The 20,124-nt window shown below is 53.7% G+C and carries 19 protein-coding genes; 4 read left to right on the top strand and 15 right to left on the bottom strand.

Annotation, left to right across the window (positions count from 1 at the left end; translation table 11 throughout):
• Positions 1 to 59: 59 nt before the first annotated feature.
• Entirely contained in the window at positions 60 to 515 is a 456-nt protein-coding gene (locus P5F91_RS29175) for a LexA family protein (protein ID WP_277909032.1), read from the top strand.
• 7 nt (positions 516 to 522) lie between these two features.
• Entirely contained in the window at positions 523 to 1,791 is a 1,269-nt protein-coding gene (locus P5F91_RS29170) for a Y-family DNA polymerase (RefSeq protein ID WP_277909031.1), read from the top strand.
• Between the two features lie 16 nt (positions 1,792 to 1,807).
• Here the strand turns inward: P5F91_RS29170 and P5F91_RS29165 are convergent, their stop codons facing one another.
• The 5 genes from P5F91_RS29165 to P5F91_RS29145 all read right to left on the bottom strand — a co-directional run bounded on the left by P5F91_RS29165 (position 1,808) and on the right by P5F91_RS29145 (position 4,859).
• Positions 1,808 to 2,080 carry a hypothetical protein gene (locus P5F91_RS29165; RefSeq protein ID WP_277909030.1) on the bottom strand — a complete coding sequence of 91 codons (273 nt, stop codon included), beginning with the start codon at positions 2,078 to 2,080 and terminating at the stop codon, positions 1,808 to 1,810.
• A 98-nt stretch (positions 2,081 to 2,178) separates the two neighbouring features.
• Complete coding sequence (locus P5F91_RS29160; protein ID WP_277909029.1) at positions 2,179 to 2,631, bottom strand: hypothetical protein; 453 nt, start codon at positions 2,629 to 2,631, stop codon at positions 2,179 to 2,181.
• Positions 2,632 to 2,670: 39 nt separating this feature from the next.
• Positions 2,671 to 3,237: a hypothetical protein gene (locus P5F91_RS29155; protein WP_277909028.1), complete on the bottom strand. Its 567-nt coding sequence runs from the start codon at positions 3,235 to 3,237 to the stop codon at positions 2,671 to 2,673.
• Positions 3,238 to 3,282: 45 nt separating this feature from the next.
• A complete protein-coding gene (locus P5F91_RS29150; protein ID WP_277909027.1) occupies positions 3,283 to 3,765 on the bottom strand; it encodes a helix-turn-helix domain-containing protein in 483 nt (160 codons plus the stop codon).
• Positions 3,766 to 4,043: 278 nt separating this feature from the next.
• Complete coding sequence (locus P5F91_RS29145) at positions 4,044 to 4,859, bottom strand: helix-turn-helix transcriptional regulator (RefSeq protein WP_277909026.1); 816 nt, start codon at positions 4,857 to 4,859, stop codon at positions 4,044 to 4,046.
• 358 nt (positions 4,860 to 5,217) lie between these two features.
• On the opposite strand from P5F91_RS29145, the gene P5F91_RS29140 reads away from it, so the two are divergent.
• Positions 5,218 to 6,282, top strand: coding sequence for a hypothetical protein (locus P5F91_RS29140; protein WP_277909025.1), 1,065 nt, complete (start codon positions 5,218 to 5,220; stop codon positions 6,280 to 6,282).
• A 2-nt stretch (positions 6,283 to 6,284) separates the two neighbouring features.
• On the opposite strand, the gene P5F91_RS29135 is transcribed toward P5F91_RS29140, so the two are convergent.
• The 6 genes from P5F91_RS29135 to P5F91_RS29110 all read right to left on the bottom strand — a co-directional run bounded on the left by P5F91_RS29135 (position 6,285) and on the right by P5F91_RS29110 (position 14,834).
• The gene (locus tag P5F91_RS29135) at positions 6,285 to 7,874 is read right to left on the bottom strand and encodes a hypothetical protein (protein ID WP_277909024.1); all 1,590 of its coding nucleotides are present in this window, start codon (positions 7,872 to 7,874) and stop codon (positions 6,285 to 6,287) included.
• A 2-nt stretch (positions 7,875 to 7,876) separates the two neighbouring features.
• Positions 7,877 to 9,967, bottom strand: coding sequence for a sensor histidine kinase (locus P5F91_RS29130; RefSeq protein WP_277909023.1), 2,091 nt, complete (start codon positions 9,965 to 9,967; stop codon positions 7,877 to 7,879).
• Between the two features lie 170 nt (positions 9,968 to 10,137).
• Positions 10,138 to 10,917: a substrate-binding periplasmic protein gene (locus tag P5F91_RS29125; protein WP_277909022.1), complete on the bottom strand. Its 780-nt coding sequence runs from the start codon at positions 10,915 to 10,917 to the stop codon at positions 10,138 to 10,140.
• Positions 10,918 to 11,265: 348 nt separating this feature from the next.
• Positions 11,266 to 12,801, bottom strand: coding sequence for an HD domain-containing phosphohydrolase (locus tag P5F91_RS29120; protein WP_277909021.1), 1,536 nt, complete (start codon positions 12,799 to 12,801; stop codon positions 11,266 to 11,268).
• 80 nt (positions 12,802 to 12,881) lie between these two features.
• The gene (locus P5F91_RS29115) at positions 12,882 to 13,790 is read right to left on the bottom strand and encodes a hypothetical protein (RefSeq protein ID WP_277909020.1); all 909 of its coding nucleotides are present in this window, start codon (positions 13,788 to 13,790) and stop codon (positions 12,882 to 12,884) included.
• 111 nt (positions 13,791 to 13,901) lie between these two features.
• Positions 13,902 to 14,834 (bottom strand): LysR family transcriptional regulator, encoded by a 933-nt coding sequence (locus tag P5F91_RS29110; protein WP_277909019.1) that lies wholly within the window; start codon positions 14,832 to 14,834, stop codon positions 13,902 to 13,904.
• A gap of 327 nt (positions 14,835 to 15,161) precedes the next feature.
• Here P5F91_RS29110 and P5F91_RS29105 point away from each other — a divergent pair, with 327 nt between their 5' ends.
• The gene (locus P5F91_RS29105; RefSeq protein WP_277909018.1) at positions 15,162 to 15,923 is read left to right on the top strand and encodes a helix-turn-helix transcriptional regulator; all 762 of its coding nucleotides are present in this window, start codon (positions 15,162 to 15,164) and stop codon (positions 15,921 to 15,923) included.
• Positions 15,924 to 16,097: 174 nt separating this feature from the next.
• Here the strand turns inward: P5F91_RS29105 and P5F91_RS29100 are convergent, their stop codons facing one another.
• The 4 genes from P5F91_RS29100 to P5F91_RS29085 all read right to left on the bottom strand — a co-directional run.
• Entirely contained in the window at positions 16,098 to 16,733 is a 636-nt protein-coding gene (locus P5F91_RS29100) for an acyl-homoserine-lactone synthase (RefSeq protein ID WP_277909017.1), read from the bottom strand.
• Between the two features lie 45 nt (positions 16,734 to 16,778).
• Positions 16,779 to 17,879 carry a hypothetical protein gene (locus tag P5F91_RS29095; protein ID WP_277909016.1) on the bottom strand — a complete coding sequence of 367 codons (1,101 nt, stop codon included), beginning with the start codon at positions 17,877 to 17,879 and terminating at the stop codon, positions 16,779 to 16,781.
• Positions 17,880 to 18,036: 157 nt separating this feature from the next.
• On the bottom strand, positions 18,037 to 19,728 hold the full coding sequence (locus tag P5F91_RS29090; RefSeq protein WP_277909015.1) for a ShlB/FhaC/HecB family hemolysin secretion/activation protein: 1,692 nt from the start codon (positions 19,726 to 19,728) through the stop codon (positions 18,037 to 18,039).
• Positions 19,728 to 20,124: hypothetical protein (locus tag P5F91_RS29085; protein ID WP_277909014.1), on the bottom strand; the 397-nt coding region annotated here is incomplete at its 5' end. The genes P5F91_RS29085 and P5F91_RS29090, both read right to left, overlap by 1 nt.

Below are 20,124 nucleotides of genomic sequence, written 5' to 3'. Positions count from 1 at the left end.
CTTGACTCTTTGATCAATGTTCCCGTTATGTTCTTGGCCTCATCGTTTGTGAGGTCGCCATGCAAATTGTGGATCTGGTCTTCGGCCCGCATTGCCGAGACGTGCGGTTTTTTGTTCAGCGTGCCGGTTGCGGGTTTCCGTCGCCGGCGGCGGACTACATCGAGGAGCGATTGAGCCTGGACCGGCTGTTGGTGAAGGAGCCGGCCGCGACCTTCTTCCTCCGCGTGAATGGAACATCCATGCGGCGCGCGGGCATCCATCCCAGCGATATCATCGTATGTGACAGGTCCAGCGAAGCTCGGGTCGGGGACATCGTCGTCGCTACCGTTGACGCTGAGCTGGTGGTGAAGCGCCTGGTGCGCGGGCCGGCTGGTGGTTTGGCTCTTGCGTCGGAACCTTTCCCCGAGGACGAAGCGCATCTCCGCCAGCTGGTGCCCCGGGAAGGCTCCCAGATAGATATCTGGGGCAAGGTGACCGCCGGCATTCACCTTTTTCGGCGGCTGGCGGAGCGTTGACCAGCCCATGTATGCCCTAGTGGACGGCAACGCCTTCTACGTGTCCTGCGAGCGGGTCATGGATCCGAAACTCGAAGGTCGGCCGGTCATTGTGCTGTCGAACAATGACGGGTGCGCCGTGGCTCGGTCCAACGAGGCCAAGGCGCTGGGGATCGGCATGGGCGACCCATATTTCAAAGTGAAGCACCTGGAACGCTCGGCGGGGTTGATCGCCCTTTCCTCCAACTATGCGCTGTATGGGGATATGAGCGCGCGGGTGCTGGAGGTCTTGCGTCGGTATACCCCCAGGGTGGAGCCCTACAGCATTGACGAAAGCTTTTTGGACTGGTCGGGCGTTGAGCTAGGTGGCCTAAGAGACCTTGCCGCAGCCTCCCGGGCGGCGGTGAGGAAATGGACAGGAATCCCAACGTGCGTCGGGATAGGCAAGACCAAGACCCTGGCCAAGGTGGCGAACAAGCTGGCCAAGAAGGCGTTGCCGGCGGCGGAGGGGATTTGCCTACTGGCGGGGCCTGAACTGCAGGAGCTGCTGGCGGCCTTACCGGTGGGAGATGTCTGGGGCGTGGGGCCGGCGACTGCCGCAAAAGTGCAGGCGCTAGGGGTATCGACAGCGGAAGACCTGCGGCGGCTCGACCGTCGCTTGGCGCGCCAAGTCCTCGGTGTGCTTGGGCAGAAGATCGTGGACGAACTGAACGGGTTGTCCTGCATGCCGCTGGAGGAGGTACCGCCGCCGCGGAAGAGCCTGGCCGTGACGCGCACGTTCGGCCGGGGGGTGGAGCAATGGGAAGGGGTGAGCGAAGCTTTGGTCGCGTTCACGTCCCGGGCGGGCGAGAAGCTGCGAGGCCAGGGCCTGGTGGCCAGCTACGTCAGGGTGTTCCTCAATGGTGACCGGTTCGGGCCTACCGACGGGTACTTCAGCCGAAGCGCAGGGGTGTCCCTGCCCCAGCCGTCCGGTGACACGGGCGTCCTGGTGGCAGCCGCGGTCAGTGCCGGGCAGCAACTATGGCAGCCTGGCCGGGTATGCCGGCGGGCCGGCGTGGTGTTGGATGGGCTGTACCCGGCGGCGATCGCGCCCGCGGGACTGTTCGGTGAGGGTGACGGGCCGCGGCGCCAGGCGCTGATGGCGGCCGTTGATGGCTTGAACAGGAAGATGGGAGCTGGAACGGTGGGGTTGGCAGGGGCGGGGATCGCCGGTAGGCGGGTCTGGGCCACTACATCTGCCAAGAGAACCCCGTGCTATACGACCCGTTGGACCGACTTACCAGCGGTTAGGGCCTAGCTCCCTGATATCCTTATCACTCGGCCTTAGGTGCCTGCTGAGGCGGCAGTTTGTCATCGGGAAGCGTAAATGCGCGGCCATAGCCATCAAACCGTATGCGGTCGGCCTTCCAGCGGCTCCAGGTTCCGCGCACGCCGAATGTTGAAGTGAGCGCGAATAGTACGCTGACGAAGGTCACTGGCATGAATATAAAATCCGATATTCTTCTGATTACCGGATGACGATGTTCAAACATCAAAATCAGGGCCACCGGAATGGCGAGATAAGACATAAATGCGGTAAAGGTCATGGTTAAATTACTCAGCCCTTGTTTGCGGTATTGTCAGTAGGGAAATTCACACTGATTTAGATCATCCAAAATGTTTCGCTTCCAAAGACCCTCTCGGCTCAGTCATCAAATGGCTCGACGCCATAGGTCACATCCACGTCCGTCCAATACTGGCAAATCTGGGCGAACACGCCGTATTTGCTCAATAGCAGATCATGGATTTCATCGTGGCGGCGACGCTCAAGAGTGAATTTTCCCAGGCCAAACCACTCCTTGACGGTACTGGTCTTGGATAGGGCACGCAGGGCGTCGATGAGTTCCTCTTGCGTTAGCGTGGAGAGGTCGCCGTTTCGGGCGACATCAAGGTTACGTATCTGGTCTGGTTGCGCTGCCCACCATGACCAGTTGGTCTCCCCTGTCGGCTCATCGTCATCGATCTCGATTTCTTCAAAATTTTCAACGACGGCCATTAGGGTAATCTCCAGTCTGTGCCTCATCCAGTCCGTCCAGATTGAAAAGACGGTGCCAGAAAGTGGCCGGTGCAGCCTGCGGGCAGCGGTCAAGTCGCTCACGATAATATCTTTGAAGTTTATTGCCTTGCGGGCGACGCTTCACTGCCGCCCGTACCGCGAAACGATTGTCAGTTCAGCCATACCAGTTCCGGTGCGTTTAAATAATGCATAGGGAGAGGCAATTCGCATATTGGCAGGCACATCGTTTTCCACTTGGAAAAGAGCAATAACGGCAGAACGTGGGCCCAGATTGCCTTTTAGTTTTTCAATGTGCGCTGCCGTTCTCTCAGCCATCAGACTGCACTGTCTCGCAAAATAGTCATCGTGAGTATATATGTGCGTGTCGAAGACGGAAATGGGGAGTTCATAGTCTTGGTGACAATCGGCTTCATGGAGGACAACGATTGTGGGCTTTTCATATTTAATAGCGTCGCTATTCCAGCGCCAAGGAAAATGAACAATATCCGCCCCGCCCACCATTTCGGGTTTTAAAGAACATGCGGTGACAGATTTACCGGTCCCACATTTGCCGACGACAGCGAGGCCTACAGGCTTGTCGCCAATGACCGAGTTGATCATTCGGGACAACACCGTGACATTGCCCTTGATTGCATCTTGATCGGAGAGCTGGTCAAGTTGGTCCTGCGTGTACAATTCGGGCTTCATGATTTCAATCTCTTGTGGGAAGGCGGGCAGGTGGGCAGAAATGGGCTAGATAGCGGCGCGGCGGCGGTAAGTGCGGCGTGCCGGGGCAGGTTGAGTTTCCTCGGCTGGCTTGGGCAGGAAAGCCACGACGCAGGATTCATCCTGCTGAGAGATGACCCGCAAGAGAGTGGTGATACAGTCGGCGACGTTGGCCGGTGCGCTCCGCCAGGCCCGGAGAAGGTCCAGATCGCGCCGTGTGAGCTTTAGGTCCGTGATGTCCGGGGCGGGGGGTGTCAAGGGCTCACGGGAGGTAATATCGCCATCCATGCCGTCGAAGAAAAAAGTGATTGGAACGTTCAGGACATCGGCCAAGCGCACGAGTCTGGCGATCGATACGCGGTTTGCCCCGCTTTCGTATTTTTGGACTTGCTGAAAGGTCAGCCCCAGAGCGTCGGCAACCTGCACCTGAGACAGTCCCAACAGGCCACGGCGCAGCCGGATGCGGCCTGCCAAATGTTGTTCAATCTTCATCTCATAAGCCAGTTCCACGGCGTCGGATGTCCTGCGCGGCATGATCGTCACTCTCTGTAGAGCCAAAATCTTCGGGTGATTTCTGCCGCTTGCGGCAAATCCCAACCCTAGCAAGGCTCCAACTTGTGAGAGGAATGGGGGCCGCGACAACCTGTGTGAATAGACAGGGTGTGGGGGGAGGCCATGGAGCTTAGCCCGCAGCGACTATGCCCACACACATCAATAGGTCGCGGGCCCGCCGAGGGGAAGTTTGGTTGCCCTATAGTCCGGTAGCTGCCCTTGAAGACAGGGTCTTCCTAGCGAAAATCCCCGAAGGTGGAGGGGTTTGTATCGTTGAAACTAACGGGGACACTGCCAAAAAGGATGCCGAGCTGGCTGGCCTTCACAGCAGCTTGTATACGATTTGAGACCTTTAGCTTTGCGCATGCGTTAGCGATATGAAATCGGACGGTTCCGACGGCGATCCCCATTATTGCCGCGACCTCAGCATTATTTTTCCCATAACTGACCCAGATAAGGACTTCACGTTCCTTTGTGGTCAGAGGATCATAGGTGAGGCCACCCTGGCTGTTCAAATTGTTCAATACAGCTTGGTAGAAATGCATAGCCATTAACCAAATTGAAGGTTGGTGGACCTGTATTTGCCGAGAAAATTCCTTGTCATTCATAGAGGAGGTTACTGAGATGAGTCCGAAGGTGTTTTCGGGACCATGTATCGGGATGGTGATGCCTTGATTAAAACCAGCGTCTTCCGCGTGTGAGAATACTGCCCAAGCCGGATCATCCTTACGAATAGGCTTGTGGTCGGCCCAGTTGACTGGAAGGACGCTTCGAAGGGCCGCTTGGAAGACCGTATCTTTGTCATAGAAACGGTTTGTCTGATAGTGGCTCTGCCACCCGGCTTCCCAAGTCGTTATACAAAAGGGAGGCCCAGAAAACGTTGGCTGCCCTGCCGTTATTGTGCCTGGAACGACTTTGGTGAGAGCAAAGGTGAATGTCTCGAACCCAAGGCTTTTCATGCCATTCCGAAACACTTCTTTGAAATGGCCCGGTGTGCGATTTGCGCTCAGCAGCATGTCTTGGAAGGCGAGGACCGTGGTTATGGTTTCCATGTTACGGCCTATCGGGTTTCATGTGCCTTGGTTTTACCACATTGGCATGTGTGGTCCTAGTATCCCGGGCACATTCGAAAGTTCCGAATTCGGATGTCCGTACCGATTGGCGGCACATTTATGGTCGGGCATTAGTACAAACTTTCGCGTGCTATGCACGATATTGATACGTATTCACGGGCGATCTGGAGTTGTTAGTTAACATAACGAAAATGAAACGCATGGGGTGATACATCTATGCTATAATGTTCAGGCAAGGCTCGGAACTAATGCCATTTATTAATATTTCTGGGGCCTTAATGTCGTTGATGGGTAAGCTTAACAGTCAGTGGGTGATGCGGTGCGTAGGACATTAGCAGTGGCGGCGGTATTGTCAGCGGGCCTATTTGCTGGGATTGATGTGGAAAGCTTCACGCTTCAGAACGGGCCATCGGTCGGAGCCGCCAACCAGGGCTTCTCCGCTTCCGGCAATACGCAGCTTGAAGCGATGATCAATCAAAATGGAGCTGAGTGGGGTGCGCAAGCTGAATCCGATTTCCCCGGAATAAGAGTATTAGCGAGGATTATCCCTAAGGCCGGGATAATTGAAGCCGGCCCATTGGAAGAACTGTACCCGGATGTAAGTCCGTCCGAGTCCGCCGGTACATGTGGAATATCGATGCCCACCCCAAAGCAATTAAGAGAAATGGTTCGTGGAGTACAATTATACTCGGGAGATAGGTACGGCAAGCTGGATTACCAGGTCGTCGTGAAAGTCATACTTGAAGCAATATTCTCTCATGAGGAATGGCACTGCATTGACCAAGCAGCTGACCTCGAGGAATCGCCGGCGGGACCTGGCGGCATTCCGCATGGGCCATTTGCCGAGATGGAAGCGGACGCCTTTATGGCAATTCGGTATCGCCAGGGACGCTGGCCTAAACCTGAAAGTGACGCCGTCATGGCCTACATTTACGCCCTCAGGGTTACCGATGAAGCGTACGGGCGGCTATCTCATTGGACGTCGCCGGCCATTGACGCGGTCCTGGGCCTTCCCCAGAGCCAAATACCAATGTCTCAAGAGGATGCCTTCCGCTTGGCGCAAAGGATCAGCGTTACGGCAGCGCCGCGGCTGAATGACCGTCTGGCAATGAGGGTTGCTCTGTGCGAAGTCGGCGTGGTCTGGGGAACGTCGAGGAAAGGCGATTTGGATAAGCCCCCCGTGTCGTTCGTTAATCTCGAGGGCGCCCCCAGCGAGTTGAAAAGGGAGGCCGAGCGGCTCAAGAGCCTGGCGGTCTCAGATCCGCATTGGGGGGATGATCGCCAGTCCTTCAGGCGGGATCAGTTTGCCCGTTTTGTCAGGAGTAAATGCCCCGCGATCCTTGCTCATCGCAACGTCCGCCTGCGGGAATGGCCCGACAAACAGGAATCCGCCAACAACTAGCTTTAGCGCACTGGTAACGACAGGTGATATGTGAGGCCACCTTTAGGATCTGTCTCTGAGCTGAGTTGAAACGCGGCGATCCTGGCGAGCCGGCCCGCGAGATCGAAAGAGGCGGCATTGGTGATGTTGTCGAACGGTGATAGCCGTGTAGGCACGGCGTCTGTACACCCAATAGAAATCACCACCTGGTCGGCAGGATCGTTCAGGGCATTTGGGTAAAAGGGCGTTGGCTTAAAAGTCGCGGATAGACTAATGCTCCGGCTGGCGTTCTGGCGCAAAAGGGCGTGGGCCAGCGACATGATGATCAGCGTCAATGTCGCAGAATTCGCCGTGACGTAGAGCGTAAAATGATCGGCGCCTACCGACGCCCGGATGTCTCGTTTGAATAGCTTCTCCAGAAGTTCAGCCAACAAGGGAAGATACAAAGAAAGAGGAATGTTTTTAGCCATTGTATGATCAATGCTGAATGCATCTGGGGGGGTATCAACATAAGAAAGCAGATTTGCGATAGTGTGCTTTTGCTCAGCCGACAACTTCGTTTCCCCAAATTCGTCGGCCAAAATAGTATTGATTTTTCTATGCAAGTCAGATTGCAGGATTGAAAACACGCGAACGGTACAATGAACTTCATCTAGGGTGAGGTTAGGAGCTTTCTCTTGAGAAGTGGGTCCGACCGGGGTATTGGCATCTAGGGATGCATTGCCGACGCCCGGTCTCATGCCTTGCAGGATCAGAAGGAACACAGCGATTGAAAGTGCAGCCAGGCCGCTGATGCAGGCGACGTGGGGCACGGTGCTCGTCCAGAATTGGTGAGTGGCCCTAACGCCGATGAAGGCGTCATGCGAGCCAATTTGCTCGTAGTACACGTCATTACCGAAGCCGCGCCCCTGAAGTGGAGTGCCAACGGGTTCCGAATTCGGAACCATGGAAGCACCCTGGTCACCAGCGAGGACGAACGGACGCCCTTGATCCCCGGTGGAAAGAAGAAGCTGGTAGGGCGTCGGGCCCGCGGTGACGCTCGCAAATTGTTGTAGATTGGATAAGGGCACATAGAGCGAAAGCCACCCGACCAACGTGGTGATCCGGGTTCGCGGCCGGGTCACCACGAGATAGGATAAGCTCGAAGTCCCGGGGCTCTTAAAGGTGCTGATGGAGTCGCCTGGGGTACTCGAGTTATCGTTGTTGGTTTCTGGAATTAGCTGCTTGTAGAGGGCTGGTGCCGGTAGAGGTCGACTTGTCCATTGAATACTGCCGCTGGAGTCAGCAATGACTATAATGGCCCCAGGGGGAAGGTATCGATCAAAGCGATTAAGCGTTTGGTGGAGGTCGGCGCTTCCTAAAAGCTCCTGAGTAGAAACGTCCAACAGACGGCGGTTGATTTCCTCAAGCGAAACCTCGGAAATGGTAATCAGTTCCTCGGTTGCTACGGAAATGGTGCGGGCTAGCTTGGTCGCGTTTCTCGGTGCTTCTAGCATGAAGTAGATGTTGCCAATAGCCCCAGCGAGCAAACTCGTGATGCCTGCGGCCGCGACCATTGTTCTGACAGATGCGGTAATGTGTAGAGGGCGAGCTGGCGCGCCTTGAAAAAACATACCTAAGTCCTTGAGATTAGCGGAAAGGTTATCGCAAATTCGGTGCCTGAGCCGGGTGTGGAGAGCACTTTTATAGTTCCACCGAGATGATGGACCGCCCGGTAGACGATGGAGAGACCAAGACCAGTCCCACCGGTCCCCCGCTTGGTCGTAAAAAAGGGCTCCCATATGCGGCCGGCCAGATGATCTGGGATACCCTTGCCGTTATCCTGGATCGAGAGGATGGCGCTGTCGTCAGAGGCCAGTAGTTGGACGATGATGACGCCGCCCGGGGCATCAAATGCGTGAGCAATCGCATTGTTGACGACATTTGATAAGATGGACCAGCCCAAGCCCACGTCGAATTGGCAGTAGACCGGACCCGGTGACTCGAGGAGAAGCTGATGTCCATGCCCTTCCGCAGCTATGCGAAGGGATGGGACGTGCTCGGTCAAGAAGGCCTCGAGATTGGTGGTCCGTATATCCTCAATGGCGGTATGGGCGCCAATATCCTTGAAGTGCGTTATGAGCGAAGAAGCGCGCTCAAGATTTCTTACGGCTGTTTGTGCATAAAACTCGAGTTTGCTCAGCTTATTCACTGATGGTGAAACATTGATGGCGCTTTCCACAAATGATAATTTGAGTTCCTTGGCAATAGTTTGGGCTTCGTAGGCAGCACCTATCGCGATACCGATGGGTGTATTCACTTCGTGAGCTAAGCCGGCAACTAGATCACCGAGCGCAGCCATTTTTTCGGATTCTAATAGTGAAGCCCTTAAGGCACCAAGGTTTTGTTCGGCTTCATATAGCTCAGAACGTGTTTTATTGTAGGAAAGGCTTAATCGCGCCTCCTGAGTGATATCAGAAATACGGATGATTGTGATATTATGCCTAATGTATTGATGAATAGCATAGACCTTTTCCAAAGCGTTAACAATAGTATGTCTGTCCTCCACTGTTCCATCTAAGGGGGGTAGATAGTGAGGAACGTTATTCTGAAATGCAGGCAACCGCCATTGAACGCTTTTATTACGGTTTATCGATAAAAGCGGAACCATTTTCTGGCTCGCGTATAATAGCTGACCCTGATTGTTCAATAGGGCCCAGGCGTCAGGGGAAATGGAAAACACAGCGCTCAGAGAGCGCCTAGCCTGGACCAAACGAAACAGTTGTCGGGAGAATTGATCAGCAGACGGCTGCAGCCAAAGTGTATGGAAAAAAAACACTATGAGCATACTAAATAGAACGCCGAAATAGAGGAGCGGATGGCTTGTCAAGGCAATAGATGCAATCGAAACAAGCGGTATGGTAGCCTCGTACCGCCAGGTCGAATTGTTAAGCGGGAAGGATTTAACTAGGGAGCCATGGCGAAAACTCCAATGTTTCATTGGAGGCAAGGCACTTTCTAATTTGAGAGTATCGAGAGGAAACCGCAGGGGGTCTTGCACAGCATTTACAGGTTGACCATAGGCAGTGAAGAAGGCGCCTTCAAATATCCAACCAGGACCTTCCTGGGCCCCGGTGAGAGCCATCCAGTTTTTGTCCGGGCCATCTACTTTAATGGTCAGATACCATGGGTCGGAGGGGGACCGTATAGCGACAAGGCTAAGGACACCACCCTCGTCGGCCGGGCTCGGCTGTGGCGGGAGGATCGCGGTGACCTCTACGGGAGCGATAGATGGCAGGGTTCCTAGGCGTTTGGCAAGGTCGAGGAGAGGGCGATAGGTTTGAGAAAAGAAATCCAGTACGTTTTCACCAGCACTGGAATAAGCAGGGTAAGATATAAGGCCATCCCGACCGTAAATGCTAATTCTAGAAACGGTGGATGATATTTGATTGAGCTGGGCTTGCTCGATGAAATTGGATAAACACGCCAAGTCACCCGTGGAATACCCCTGAAGGGTAAAGTTTCCACGTATATACCGACTGAGGTAGCTATTATCGACACGGACAGCTAAGTTACATAGAACAGTCGAGTCTGAGTCAGTTTCCAGTATCTTCATTAATTGTTCAGATGTCCGATCAAGGACATGTCGTAGAAGGGCGATCTGATTGTTGAGTACAGACAGGCGATTATCGATTTCGAATTGCGCCTCTGACACAATGTCTTCCATGGACACCGTAGTTACGATGATGCCACTAGAAAATAAGGTGATGTAGCAAATCCAAATAAGCCGAACGTGAACGATCCTGTGACTAAATAGAGTCGACCGACTGAGACGCCGCATTGGGCGTAATAGCATAGTGCGGAACTTGCTGGACAGTGAGCGCATATTGATGCTCGTTACCGATATTTGTCGGAGTGAATGGAGAAATACTTTTCAATACCTCGATTGAGGGCGGTGATGGTTTTAGCGTTGACGGTAGTCGAGCACATAATTCTCCCACCCTCAGAGAGAGGGGAAAGGTCATCGAACTTAAGAAATATGAATCTTGAACGGTCAATAGACTGGCTATTGTCAAAGATATGGTTGATTGCCTCATCGCCTATTAGGAAATAATCGATACGCCCCACATCCACCATAGAAAGAAGATCAATAAGGGTGCCACGAAACGTCTGAGTATGACTGTCCGCGATCAGCGTCATTCTGTCTATGTATTCACCGAAAGTGGCATTGATTAAACGGCCGAAAGTTCGTTGTGGGTCTGAAAACAGCTCGTTGGCGGAGTTGTATTGGTGCCAATCCAAATGGGTTGATCCGACAATCATCCACCGAGGTGGAGCAAAAGCCGGATCGGTAAACTGATAGTGCGCTGCGCGTTCGCTTGTTTTAAGCAAATTGGGAGAGCAGGCGACCGTATCAGAGGAAAGCAGGCTGAGGATTTCACGGCGAGACATAAGGGGGTCCCAGTGCACTTTCACATTGGCCAAACGTGCAATTTCATTAATTCGCTCGACGACAGGACCAGTAGGCTGACCCGTTTGTGGATCGGCGGTCATGAAAGGTGGTTGATTCGGATAGACCATTCTGACGGCCAATTCAGCTGATCCTGAGGTCTCCTCAGCCTTCGCCAAGGTAATGGTGTTTGCGACCAGGAGAGCGGAAATGATCAAACGGAGCATGGTCATTCTCTCAAACTAGGAAAAATCTTCCACGAGATCGGCAAAAAAGTACTGGTTAAATCCGAAATATACCCAAGAAAACGGCGGCATTCCCTAGAAAGGAGTTGGCACATGGCTTGCTCTAAACTGGTTGGTTCAGACTTCACCAACTAGGGAGTGTAAAATGCATAAGATTCGCGTGATAGGAGTTCTTGCTCTCATTGCTCTGGGCGCCTTTGGGGGTATGGCATTTAAGGCATCGGCCGTGACGGTGTTCCCGGAAGGCTGTGGTGACTGTGGGCCCTGGAAGCGCTGAAGCGGAGATGCGCCCATCCAATTTGGTGGGTTGGGCGCATCACCCGCGCATGATTATCCGGGATACACTTCCAAGACACGACGGGCGTCAGGAAGCACTTTAATGAACACCCGCACAAGGGTGGGGTCGAAGAGGGTGCCAGAGTTGGCTTGAAGTTCTGATACCGCTTGATCCTCCGGAAGCGGTTCATTGCCAGGCCGGCCTACCATCATCGTATCCCACCAATCAGCGATGCGCACAATCCGCCCGGCTAGTGGGATGTCATCGCCCCGGTGGCGGAAGGGATAACCCGTGCCATCCCAGTTTTCATGGTGCGAGAGCGCTATCGTGGTGGCCATCTGCAGTTCGGCCGCATCAGAGCCTGCGAGCAGCTCCGAACCGCGCTGGGTGTGGCTCTCTCGGAGAAGAGAATGGCCAGGCGAGTTGGCCGGGGCTTCCTGAAAAGCCTCATCTGGTAGCGCCAGCCAACCTATGTCGTGGAGCGTCGCCCCTACTTCAAGCACCCTCAACGCCTCCGCGCCCCAACCGAGTTCCTTTGCTATCAGGATCGAATACGCAGAGACCCGCTGAATGTGGTCGGTGGTCTCACTCGGCATCCGTGCCTGTAGCGCCCCAGCAAGTCTGGTGACGATTTCACGCCGAAGGAGGCTTGCGTCCATCCTATGAGCATTGCCGGCCGCGCACGCCAGGATCAGGGCCTGGAATGTTTGTTGGATGCGCTGGTCCTGACGTTGGCTCGCACTTCTGATGCGAATGATGAAGACGTAACAAGTGTCGCCGCCGGCCGGCAGCTTCGCGAGATAGTGTCCCTCCGAAAAGACGGGATCAGTAGTGCTCGCGCGGAGGATAGCCTCCATTTGGCGGTACGTTTGCGGAGATAGGGCATGAGGTGCTGACATCCCCTGGAGGGGTGCATATTCGCCGACGGTGGCGTTCAGTCTCTGTTCAGTGGGGGTCACCAGCACGCTCATCGCTCCGTCGACTTCGCCCAGCGGAGACAAGGATTTGCATGCCATGTTCAGCAGCAAGCCCGGAAAGTCATCGAGGCCCTGACGGTTCAACGCTGGGGCGATCGATGAGATTATCGTCTCAAGGCCCTTATTGACATTGGCAAGCCGCTCCATCGCGGCAAAGGCGCGGATCGCTGAATAGAGAGACGTGAGCATATACTCCCGCCGCCCTTGGGCCTTCTCTCGGTAGTCGTTGATGTCGTACTTTCGGATGACCTCGGCTACCGGCGCCTTACCAGGTTGACCCGTATGAAGGATGATTCGGACAAGCCAATTATGATCGGCTTCGCGGATCTGTTGGACCAGATTTAAGCCAGCGTCATCTGCCTCCATGACGACATCTAGGATTACGACGGCAATGTCTGGATTGGCGTGTAGAGTGACACGCGCCTCCGAGGCAGAATAGGCGCTGAGCATCAGAAGATTTCGGCCTTCGATAGGTTCCCCGTCAAAGAAGGCCTTGGTAAGGGCATGCACTTCCTCATCGTCATCGACAATTAGGACCTTCCACACATCTGACGTTGGTCGAGATATGCTGGAGGAGGATGTGTCGATGTTTAGGTACTGCGCTATGCTCATGATTGACTCGGTCGATCCACAGAGGGCTTCGCGACATGCATAAAACAGTCGACGATTGATATTGTATCGGATTTGTGCGCCTATAGAAAATAGGGACTATTTATCCAGTTTTCAAGAATTTTGATATCCCGCTCATGTAAACGAAGGGCTCCAGTGTTATTATGATGCAGAACATGATAAGGGAGGGATGCCGGCAGTTGATTGATAACGACAAAGAAAAACCACGCGAAAGACCATCCAGCTTCTTTATTGAACATGCTAATGGCATCTGCCAAGTGCGCCGATGACTGGGAATCGGAAGGTAATGATATGGGCATTGGCCGTAAAGGTACCGGACGATAAACACCAAGGCCTGCATCATAGGATATTCCTATGTGCACGGATGGATTATGAGAACCGGCGGAACTACGGTACCAATCCTCGACCCAACGCCCAAATGTAAGGCCCTCTGCACGTCCTACTAGCTCGTGTCCAGACAAGTAGAAGTGAGGATCAGACATCGGAACATAGGCAGATATAGGCTTTAGAGGAGTGGTCACTGCCACATCTGGATAAAAAATATCAGTTTCTGTCTCAGGGCATACCTCACCGAACAGTGGACATGAGTTAATATTCTTAGTTAAATAAAGACGAAGCTGAACCCAGTCCCAGGAACCAGGGCCGTATCTACCTGTAATCCATATGGGAGTGCGTTCTAAAGAGAGCCGAACATAAGCCGCACGGCGAACGCTATACCAAAGTGACGCAAAATCATTGTTGTGTTCGAATAGTGATAAGCGGAGCCATTCATTCGGGTCTTCTGAAATAACGGAACCGCTAGCATCGGCGATGACATCAGCGATGTATTTCATAGGTTGAAGCATGATATCCCACTTAAAATTGGGATAATAAGCCTCTAGAACCGCCAACGGCGCTTTAGTATTCCTACTCGGCTTTGTGCCTGTGAGTAGGGAAATAAGACTATTGGGTTGTGGCAGTGTCACGCCCATCTAAAAGTCTCGTTCCGTCTTAAGTCGTTACATGAAAGGTGTTGGTAGCATCACGCGGTTAGAAGTTGCCCAGATAGCACATTGGACAACCTCTTTTTGGAACCGGTCACGTCATACAGGAGTGCGGTCCGAATTGATATGTCGAGCTATCGCCATGTCTAAAGCGCGGCGGAGAGGATCCGTGATGTTGCCGCCGGCGCTTGCCTGCTTGGCGCATGCATTGAGGTCTAAGATGAGCGGCGGCCGCCCCCGTGATACGACGGGCTTTAGTTGTGGGTGGAATGAGTGCAGCCAGGTTGGCAAATAGGCCATGCAATGGCCTTGTTCGCTTAGCTTGGCGGCGATCGATGGCGATGGATGAAAAACGATGTCCGGGGATTCTACCCCCGGAATGAAGGCTTGAATAAAATGAATGACGTTAAAATCTTCTAGGTACGAAGGGACCATAACACGCATGTCGTGCCGCGCCGATGCCGATTGAAGAGATGAAGAAGCCATAAATATTTGAAATGAAATACCTCCGATTTTCTTTGTCGTATAGTCGGCGATATAATCCGCCTTACGACGAACGATGTGACCAGGAGCAACAAGGACGTATTCAAGATCGGGTCTAAGTGATGGATTGGTTTGTGTCACGGAGATTGTACGTAAAAGATCATCAGGAATTTTGTGCATATTCCGCTGAGAAGGCGAGAGACTATCTGCATATATTGACGGTGATAAGATGTAATCCACGATGTCACTGGGGGCACTGACGGTTATCGTCGGCTTATATGCGGATGGATCAGATAGGCGATCGAAGATGCGGGCGCCGTTTGCCATAGTCTCTGCCGCTTCAAGAAGGGCTGCCCCGAATGGGGTGGGCCGCGTCTGCTGACGGCTGCGTATGAACAGCGGCCTCCCCAACTTCTTCTCCAGGTCTGACAGACGTCGGTGAACCCACGATGGTGACATATCAATGGATTCCGCGGCTTGCGACAGGTTGTTGTGTTGGCCCACAGCGTGAATCAGCTGGATATCGGACCAATTGTAACGTGGAGGCATAGGCAATGCGCATTATTGTTGCGGGAGATTTATAGTACATTGAGATGACGGAAACGTCATGTCATATGTCGAAAACGACAGAATATGTAACGACAGGGCGGCGAGGATTTTGCGGGGCCAACCTCTCACAGAACGAGAAATGGGCGAGAAATCAGGCGCTTAAGCGCGAGCTTAAACGAATGCAAGTAAGGTGCCACGGCAAAAATGTAATGTTTATTGGGCCGAATGGCGGAGTGAAGAATGCTTGCATATCTCTGCTGGTATAGATCAATAGGGGAAGGGTTACCGTTGTAGGTATAGGTCCCAATTATTGGTTGGCAGGTGATTATGGAACTGGAGACGACCCTCGATCTGCTCATGTCGTCATCAGACCCGGAGCATCTTTTTCGCACTTTTAGTCAAATTGCATCTAATTTGGGATTTTCGGCGGCAAGTTATGTTGACACTCGTCCGACTGGGATTCAAAACCAGCCAGAGCTGTTCGTCCGGTCAACTGCCCGACCTGATTTTGTGGATACTTACTTGGGGAACAGCCTCGGACAGCACGATCCATTGATGCTGGCATGTCGTCGTTCGGCAAAACCTATGACGTGGGCCGATGTACCGGAATTTCAGGCGGCTCAGCTCGCTAAATCACGAAGAGCGATAGACGATAAGGGTGTGGGGGTGATGGTCATGGCGGCCGACCACGGCTATACCCAGGGCTACGTTATTCCCGCTCATACCCTTGGTCCTGATGGGAGCTTGGTGTCCGCGGTGGTCAGCATGTTTTGGTCTGATAAGCCGGAAGAAATGTTGACGCCCGGCTGCATCCCGCCTTGGTTCCGTCACATCGCACTGACGTTTCACGAGAGAATCGCGGATCTCCGTTTGGGGAACAAACCAGACCTGCCAAAGCTCACAAGCAGGGAGCAGGAGTGTCTACGGTGGGCAGCAACAGGAAAAACCGTATCTGAGACGGCAGAAATCCTTGGCGTTACAGCTCGGACAATCACGTTTCATATCGACGGTGCCTGTCAGAAATTCAACGCATATTCTAAAATACAATGCGTCGCTCGGGCGATTCAGTCAGGGCTGATCAGTATTTAAACGTGGCATCGACCTCACGTCACATCGGCGCGGCTACGCCCTGATAAATCGGCGCTTTTCATGATGGCCAGTGGACAGCCTTATAGGGCCGTCACGGTCCAACGTTCCGAATTCGGAAGTCGTTCCATTGGTAATCCCGCAAGTGAACTCAGCGGTTCACAGTGGCGCAACCGTTCAACTCGCCAGGGCAAAAGCCATTTGCCGAAATTGCTGGATATAGGGCGCAGCGAGGGCAGGCGGTATATCAACGGTACGGACCGAAACCAATAGTGCATGCACCGCTCCAGCAGTGCTGTTTCCCACATGAGATGGAGAGGTGAGGGCCTGTAAGGGAAGGCCCTGGCGCCTGAGAAAGTTCATAAAGGCCGGTTCAGCTAAGCCTATCAGCGTTGATGCACCTCGAGCTGCTGCAAAAGCAGCCATGCAGGATGATAGCACCTGGCCGACACGACGGCGTTGTCGGGTGGAAAGGGTGGGATCGATCGCAAATCTGCTGATTTCCCACACGTCATCGGCTTTCGGAAAATCCTCTTGGGATTTTAGAAGAAAGCTAAATCGCGTGTTGAGGAGGTATGGCTTGGTCGTGGGTAGTGCGCGCCAGTAACCTAACATGACGCCGTCTACAATGATCCCACAGTGAAGAGCACCCTCATCGAATTCATCAGCTTCAGCCTGGATTGTTGTTTCCAGTTCCCAGCCGAGGTGACATTTGAACAAGCGATATCGCAAATGCCAGGCCTCACCCATTAATTTCGGGTGGGTGTCAGCGTTGAAGATGGAAACAGTGGGATTGATGTGATTTTCCGTCATTTCTGCAGTCTAAGCGGACTAACAACCTCAAAAAAGAATTATATTTTATTTCGGCCAAATTTTTTCCAGAACGATCTTGTGTATAGTGAAGGTTACAAAATCTTCCAAGGACATTTGGTCACTTGATGCAAATTCCTCATACTGTTCGATTTGGTATATCACGCGGCCGTCCGGAGCCTCACGGAATTTACCTGCGAGGGTGAGTTTACCCACAACGATCTGAAGTTCTCCGGCATCAAGGGCAAAACTATTCGTATATCGCCTCCTGTACCGGCATCTCTCTGGCCCCACCATGAGCGCATGCCAGGGGAGCCATAATGACTCCTGTCCATGTTCGCTAATGGCCGTCGGGTATCTATGTTCCAGGAAGTGTAGGTAACGCGCCTCCTCCTCTTCTTGAGCATGATCAAGGGCCCAAGGCTGTCGGTTTCGCAGAGCTTCGTGGAACGCGGCCGTGGTCTCGGCGCTCGCTTGATCCCTGTTGTCCACGAGATCGAGGAGTTCAGCGGTCTGCAGACCAGGTAATGCCGAGGCTTCCCAAACATCTTGTTGTGCTTGAGGACCTGCGCGAAAAAGGGCGGCCGCCGCCGTGAGGTCCACGAGGGGGATGGCAATAATATCGCCTTTGCTTGCTGGTGCAGGCCTGCCCAGGATTGCCCCAAGATAGGAGACGGTATCGCCTATGACCGGATAAAAGTACAAAGGTTTTCCGAAAAGGTTGTCATAGTGGGGTGTTCTTACATGGCGGCGGAGACTTAAGGCTGCCAGGCCGAGAGGAACGTTTCCGGTGTCGATCGTGAGCAGCTCCATGCTCACACCTTCACATTGGCCTATGTCGACAATGGTGAGAGGCATTTGTTCGACGGCAGGATATTCATAAGGGTTTTGGATGGCTGAGCCTTTGGCAGTCGTCACCGACGCCTTGATCATTGCGAAAGTATCGCCATCAAAGGTGATCTTGGGATCGTATAAAGAGCGTCCAGCCGCATAAAATCGCTCCCAGAGACGATGAAAACGGCCATGCAAGAAGTCTGGATGGAAGGGATTTGCGCTCCGCTGGTCCAGAGTCTGGTCACGCCAACCCAGTTCTGCAGCTTGGACCTCAGTCCATTGGACCATATTTAGCCGCAGATCAATGTCGTCCATGAGGTTCCCATCGGATGCGCCGCTCCACAAAAGCTTTGTTGGTGAACAGAAATTGATGCGGGGTGCACAATTGGATGTACCGGGAATGACTTCATATGACATTGAGGTATCGGCCTTTACGCGACAGTTGAAGGTTTGCATGAATACAGGCGGATATTTAAAAGCTGGCGGTAACAGAAAAATCAGCGAAAGCGCCACGCGTATCGTTTTGAGGCGGGCGCCGTAATCGCCACCCAATGTCAAATTTCACGTCGATGTACCTATCAGCGACCATATGGAGATCTAATCCAATACTCGATAGAACCGCTTCATTCGTTGCATCTGGAATGGGAGTGACTTGGCGTCCATAACCATAGTCCCAGAATATACCTGCTTGTATTTGATCGAGAACCGGGCTTTCGGGCCATAGCAGTTTCAGCAGGGATGCTGGAGGGGCCCTTAGTTCATTGCTGGCAAGGAAGCCGGTGCTTCCTGTTGCCGTGTTACTGAAATAGCCGCGAACGCTGTTGACGCCCCCGATGCCGAGTTGCTCAGTGTACATCAAATTGTGCGGGCTCATCTGGGCGATAAGCCGCGAGGTGAGGCTGAAGTCGCCTCCGAAGAAGGTTGTTCTGGTGAGGCTCATGCGGTCGTAGAAGTACGTGTCTCGTGCATCTGGAAGTAATGCGCGAAAAGCGGCAGCATTGTTGTTGGAGGTGAGGCCGCCAGGACTGAGAAATAGTGAGTTCTCGAATGCGAATTGTCCCCATTTATCGGCCAGGACGGCATCGTAGGTGAGCGGGAACTGATCGACCTCGACCTGTGTCGCGAAGATGCGGAAGCCGCCAAATTCTATGTTGTTGTTCGTGGTCTTGAAATCATATCCGAACTGCAGGGACTGAGAAAAAGTGGTGTTGGCGGTCAGGTGTAGAAGGCCGAAAGCATGGATGTAGCGCAAGGACGCCTGTCCGCTAACGCCCTGGATTCCAAGTATCGTGTCAGAGCTGGGTGTTTGAACGGAATATGCGCCCTGCAGCTGGATTTGGTCATGCCAAGGCAATGGAGCCGAGAGGGTCGCGGAATGGCCTTCGAAACGACCGCTGTCGCTCTTCATGTACTGGTAGGAGGCCTGGGCGTCGAGACCGGCGACGTTGCCCCAGGTTATGCCGGTAGCCCATTCCGTTTGCCCAACGGAGGGGGCGCCGGCATTGTCGTACGATGCGAAAACCTTAATGGGGAACCTGTCCTTGGTCTGAAGGGTCAGGTCGGTGGTCCCGGGATCGGTGCCGGGAGAGAAATGGGCTTCCACCTGTCGAAATGGGTTGGCGTTGAGCCGCTCCAGGTCGGCATTTACATCGGCAAGCAGAAGCACTTGGCCGGGTTTCAAATCGCATTCGGAAACAAGGGTCTCGTCCGAAAACCATTGGTTTCCGGCTACTGCGATATGACCTAGGCGGAACGGCGTAATGATGAAGCGGATGGCACCATCGGTGATGTCCTGGGGAGGCGTTGTTACACGCATAAACGGGGCGCCCCGGTTGCGGTATGCCGTGGTTACTGCCTGGCTGATCTGCTGGATGTCCGCCATGGTGGTTGGTCGCCCCAAGTAGGATTCGACCACCCCCTTAAATTTCGGATCCTGCAACACATCGAGCCCTTGATCGATTTCCAGTGGCTGTATCACTGGCTCGTTGACACAGTCGGTTGATGCGGAAAAACGCATCCCTTTCAGAACCGGCACTAGAGCTGGGGGAGCTGTGTCATTATCTGTTTTGGTTATGTTCTCGGGAGATGGGGGAATGTCAGCAGCATGAGCCACAGCTGCTCCAGTCAGGATGGTGGTGAAGAGGAGGAGACTGCGGATGCACATCAAAAAGTTCCCGAAGTTGAGAGAAGGGCTGGCGCGAGCCGGAGCACAAGTCGCTGATTCCCGGTTCGCACTACTTGAGGGTCGCCAGCGAATAAGATGGACAGGTCAATACCAGCGAGGTCGGCCGACAACGGCGGAACGTTAGGCGCTGCGCGGGTAATAATCGTTGGGAGCGTGGAGAAGGCGTTAGTACGCGAGGTGACAATTGCGTCACCGACGGTCACCATTACCGGTGCTTGGGTGATTTGTGGCAGAGAAGAGATCGCTGGTAGAGGTGTTGTCACCGCGCCGATGGCGCCCGTGATGCTTGTGCTGGCCAGCTGGTAGTCGCCCGCCTTGGTGCCGGCCAGGCCGACGGCGGCCGTGACGTTGATGCCGGTGCCGGCATCGACGCTG

The sequence above is a fragment of the Nitrospirillum amazonense genome, from assembly GCF_029594735.1.
Classification (GTDB): domain Bacteria; phylum Pseudomonadota; class Alphaproteobacteria; order Azospirillales; family Azospirillaceae; genus Nitrospirillum; species Nitrospirillum amazonense.
The sequence above is the reverse complement of the archived record's forward strand: the minus strand, read 5'-3'. Positions and strand labels throughout refer to the sequence as shown.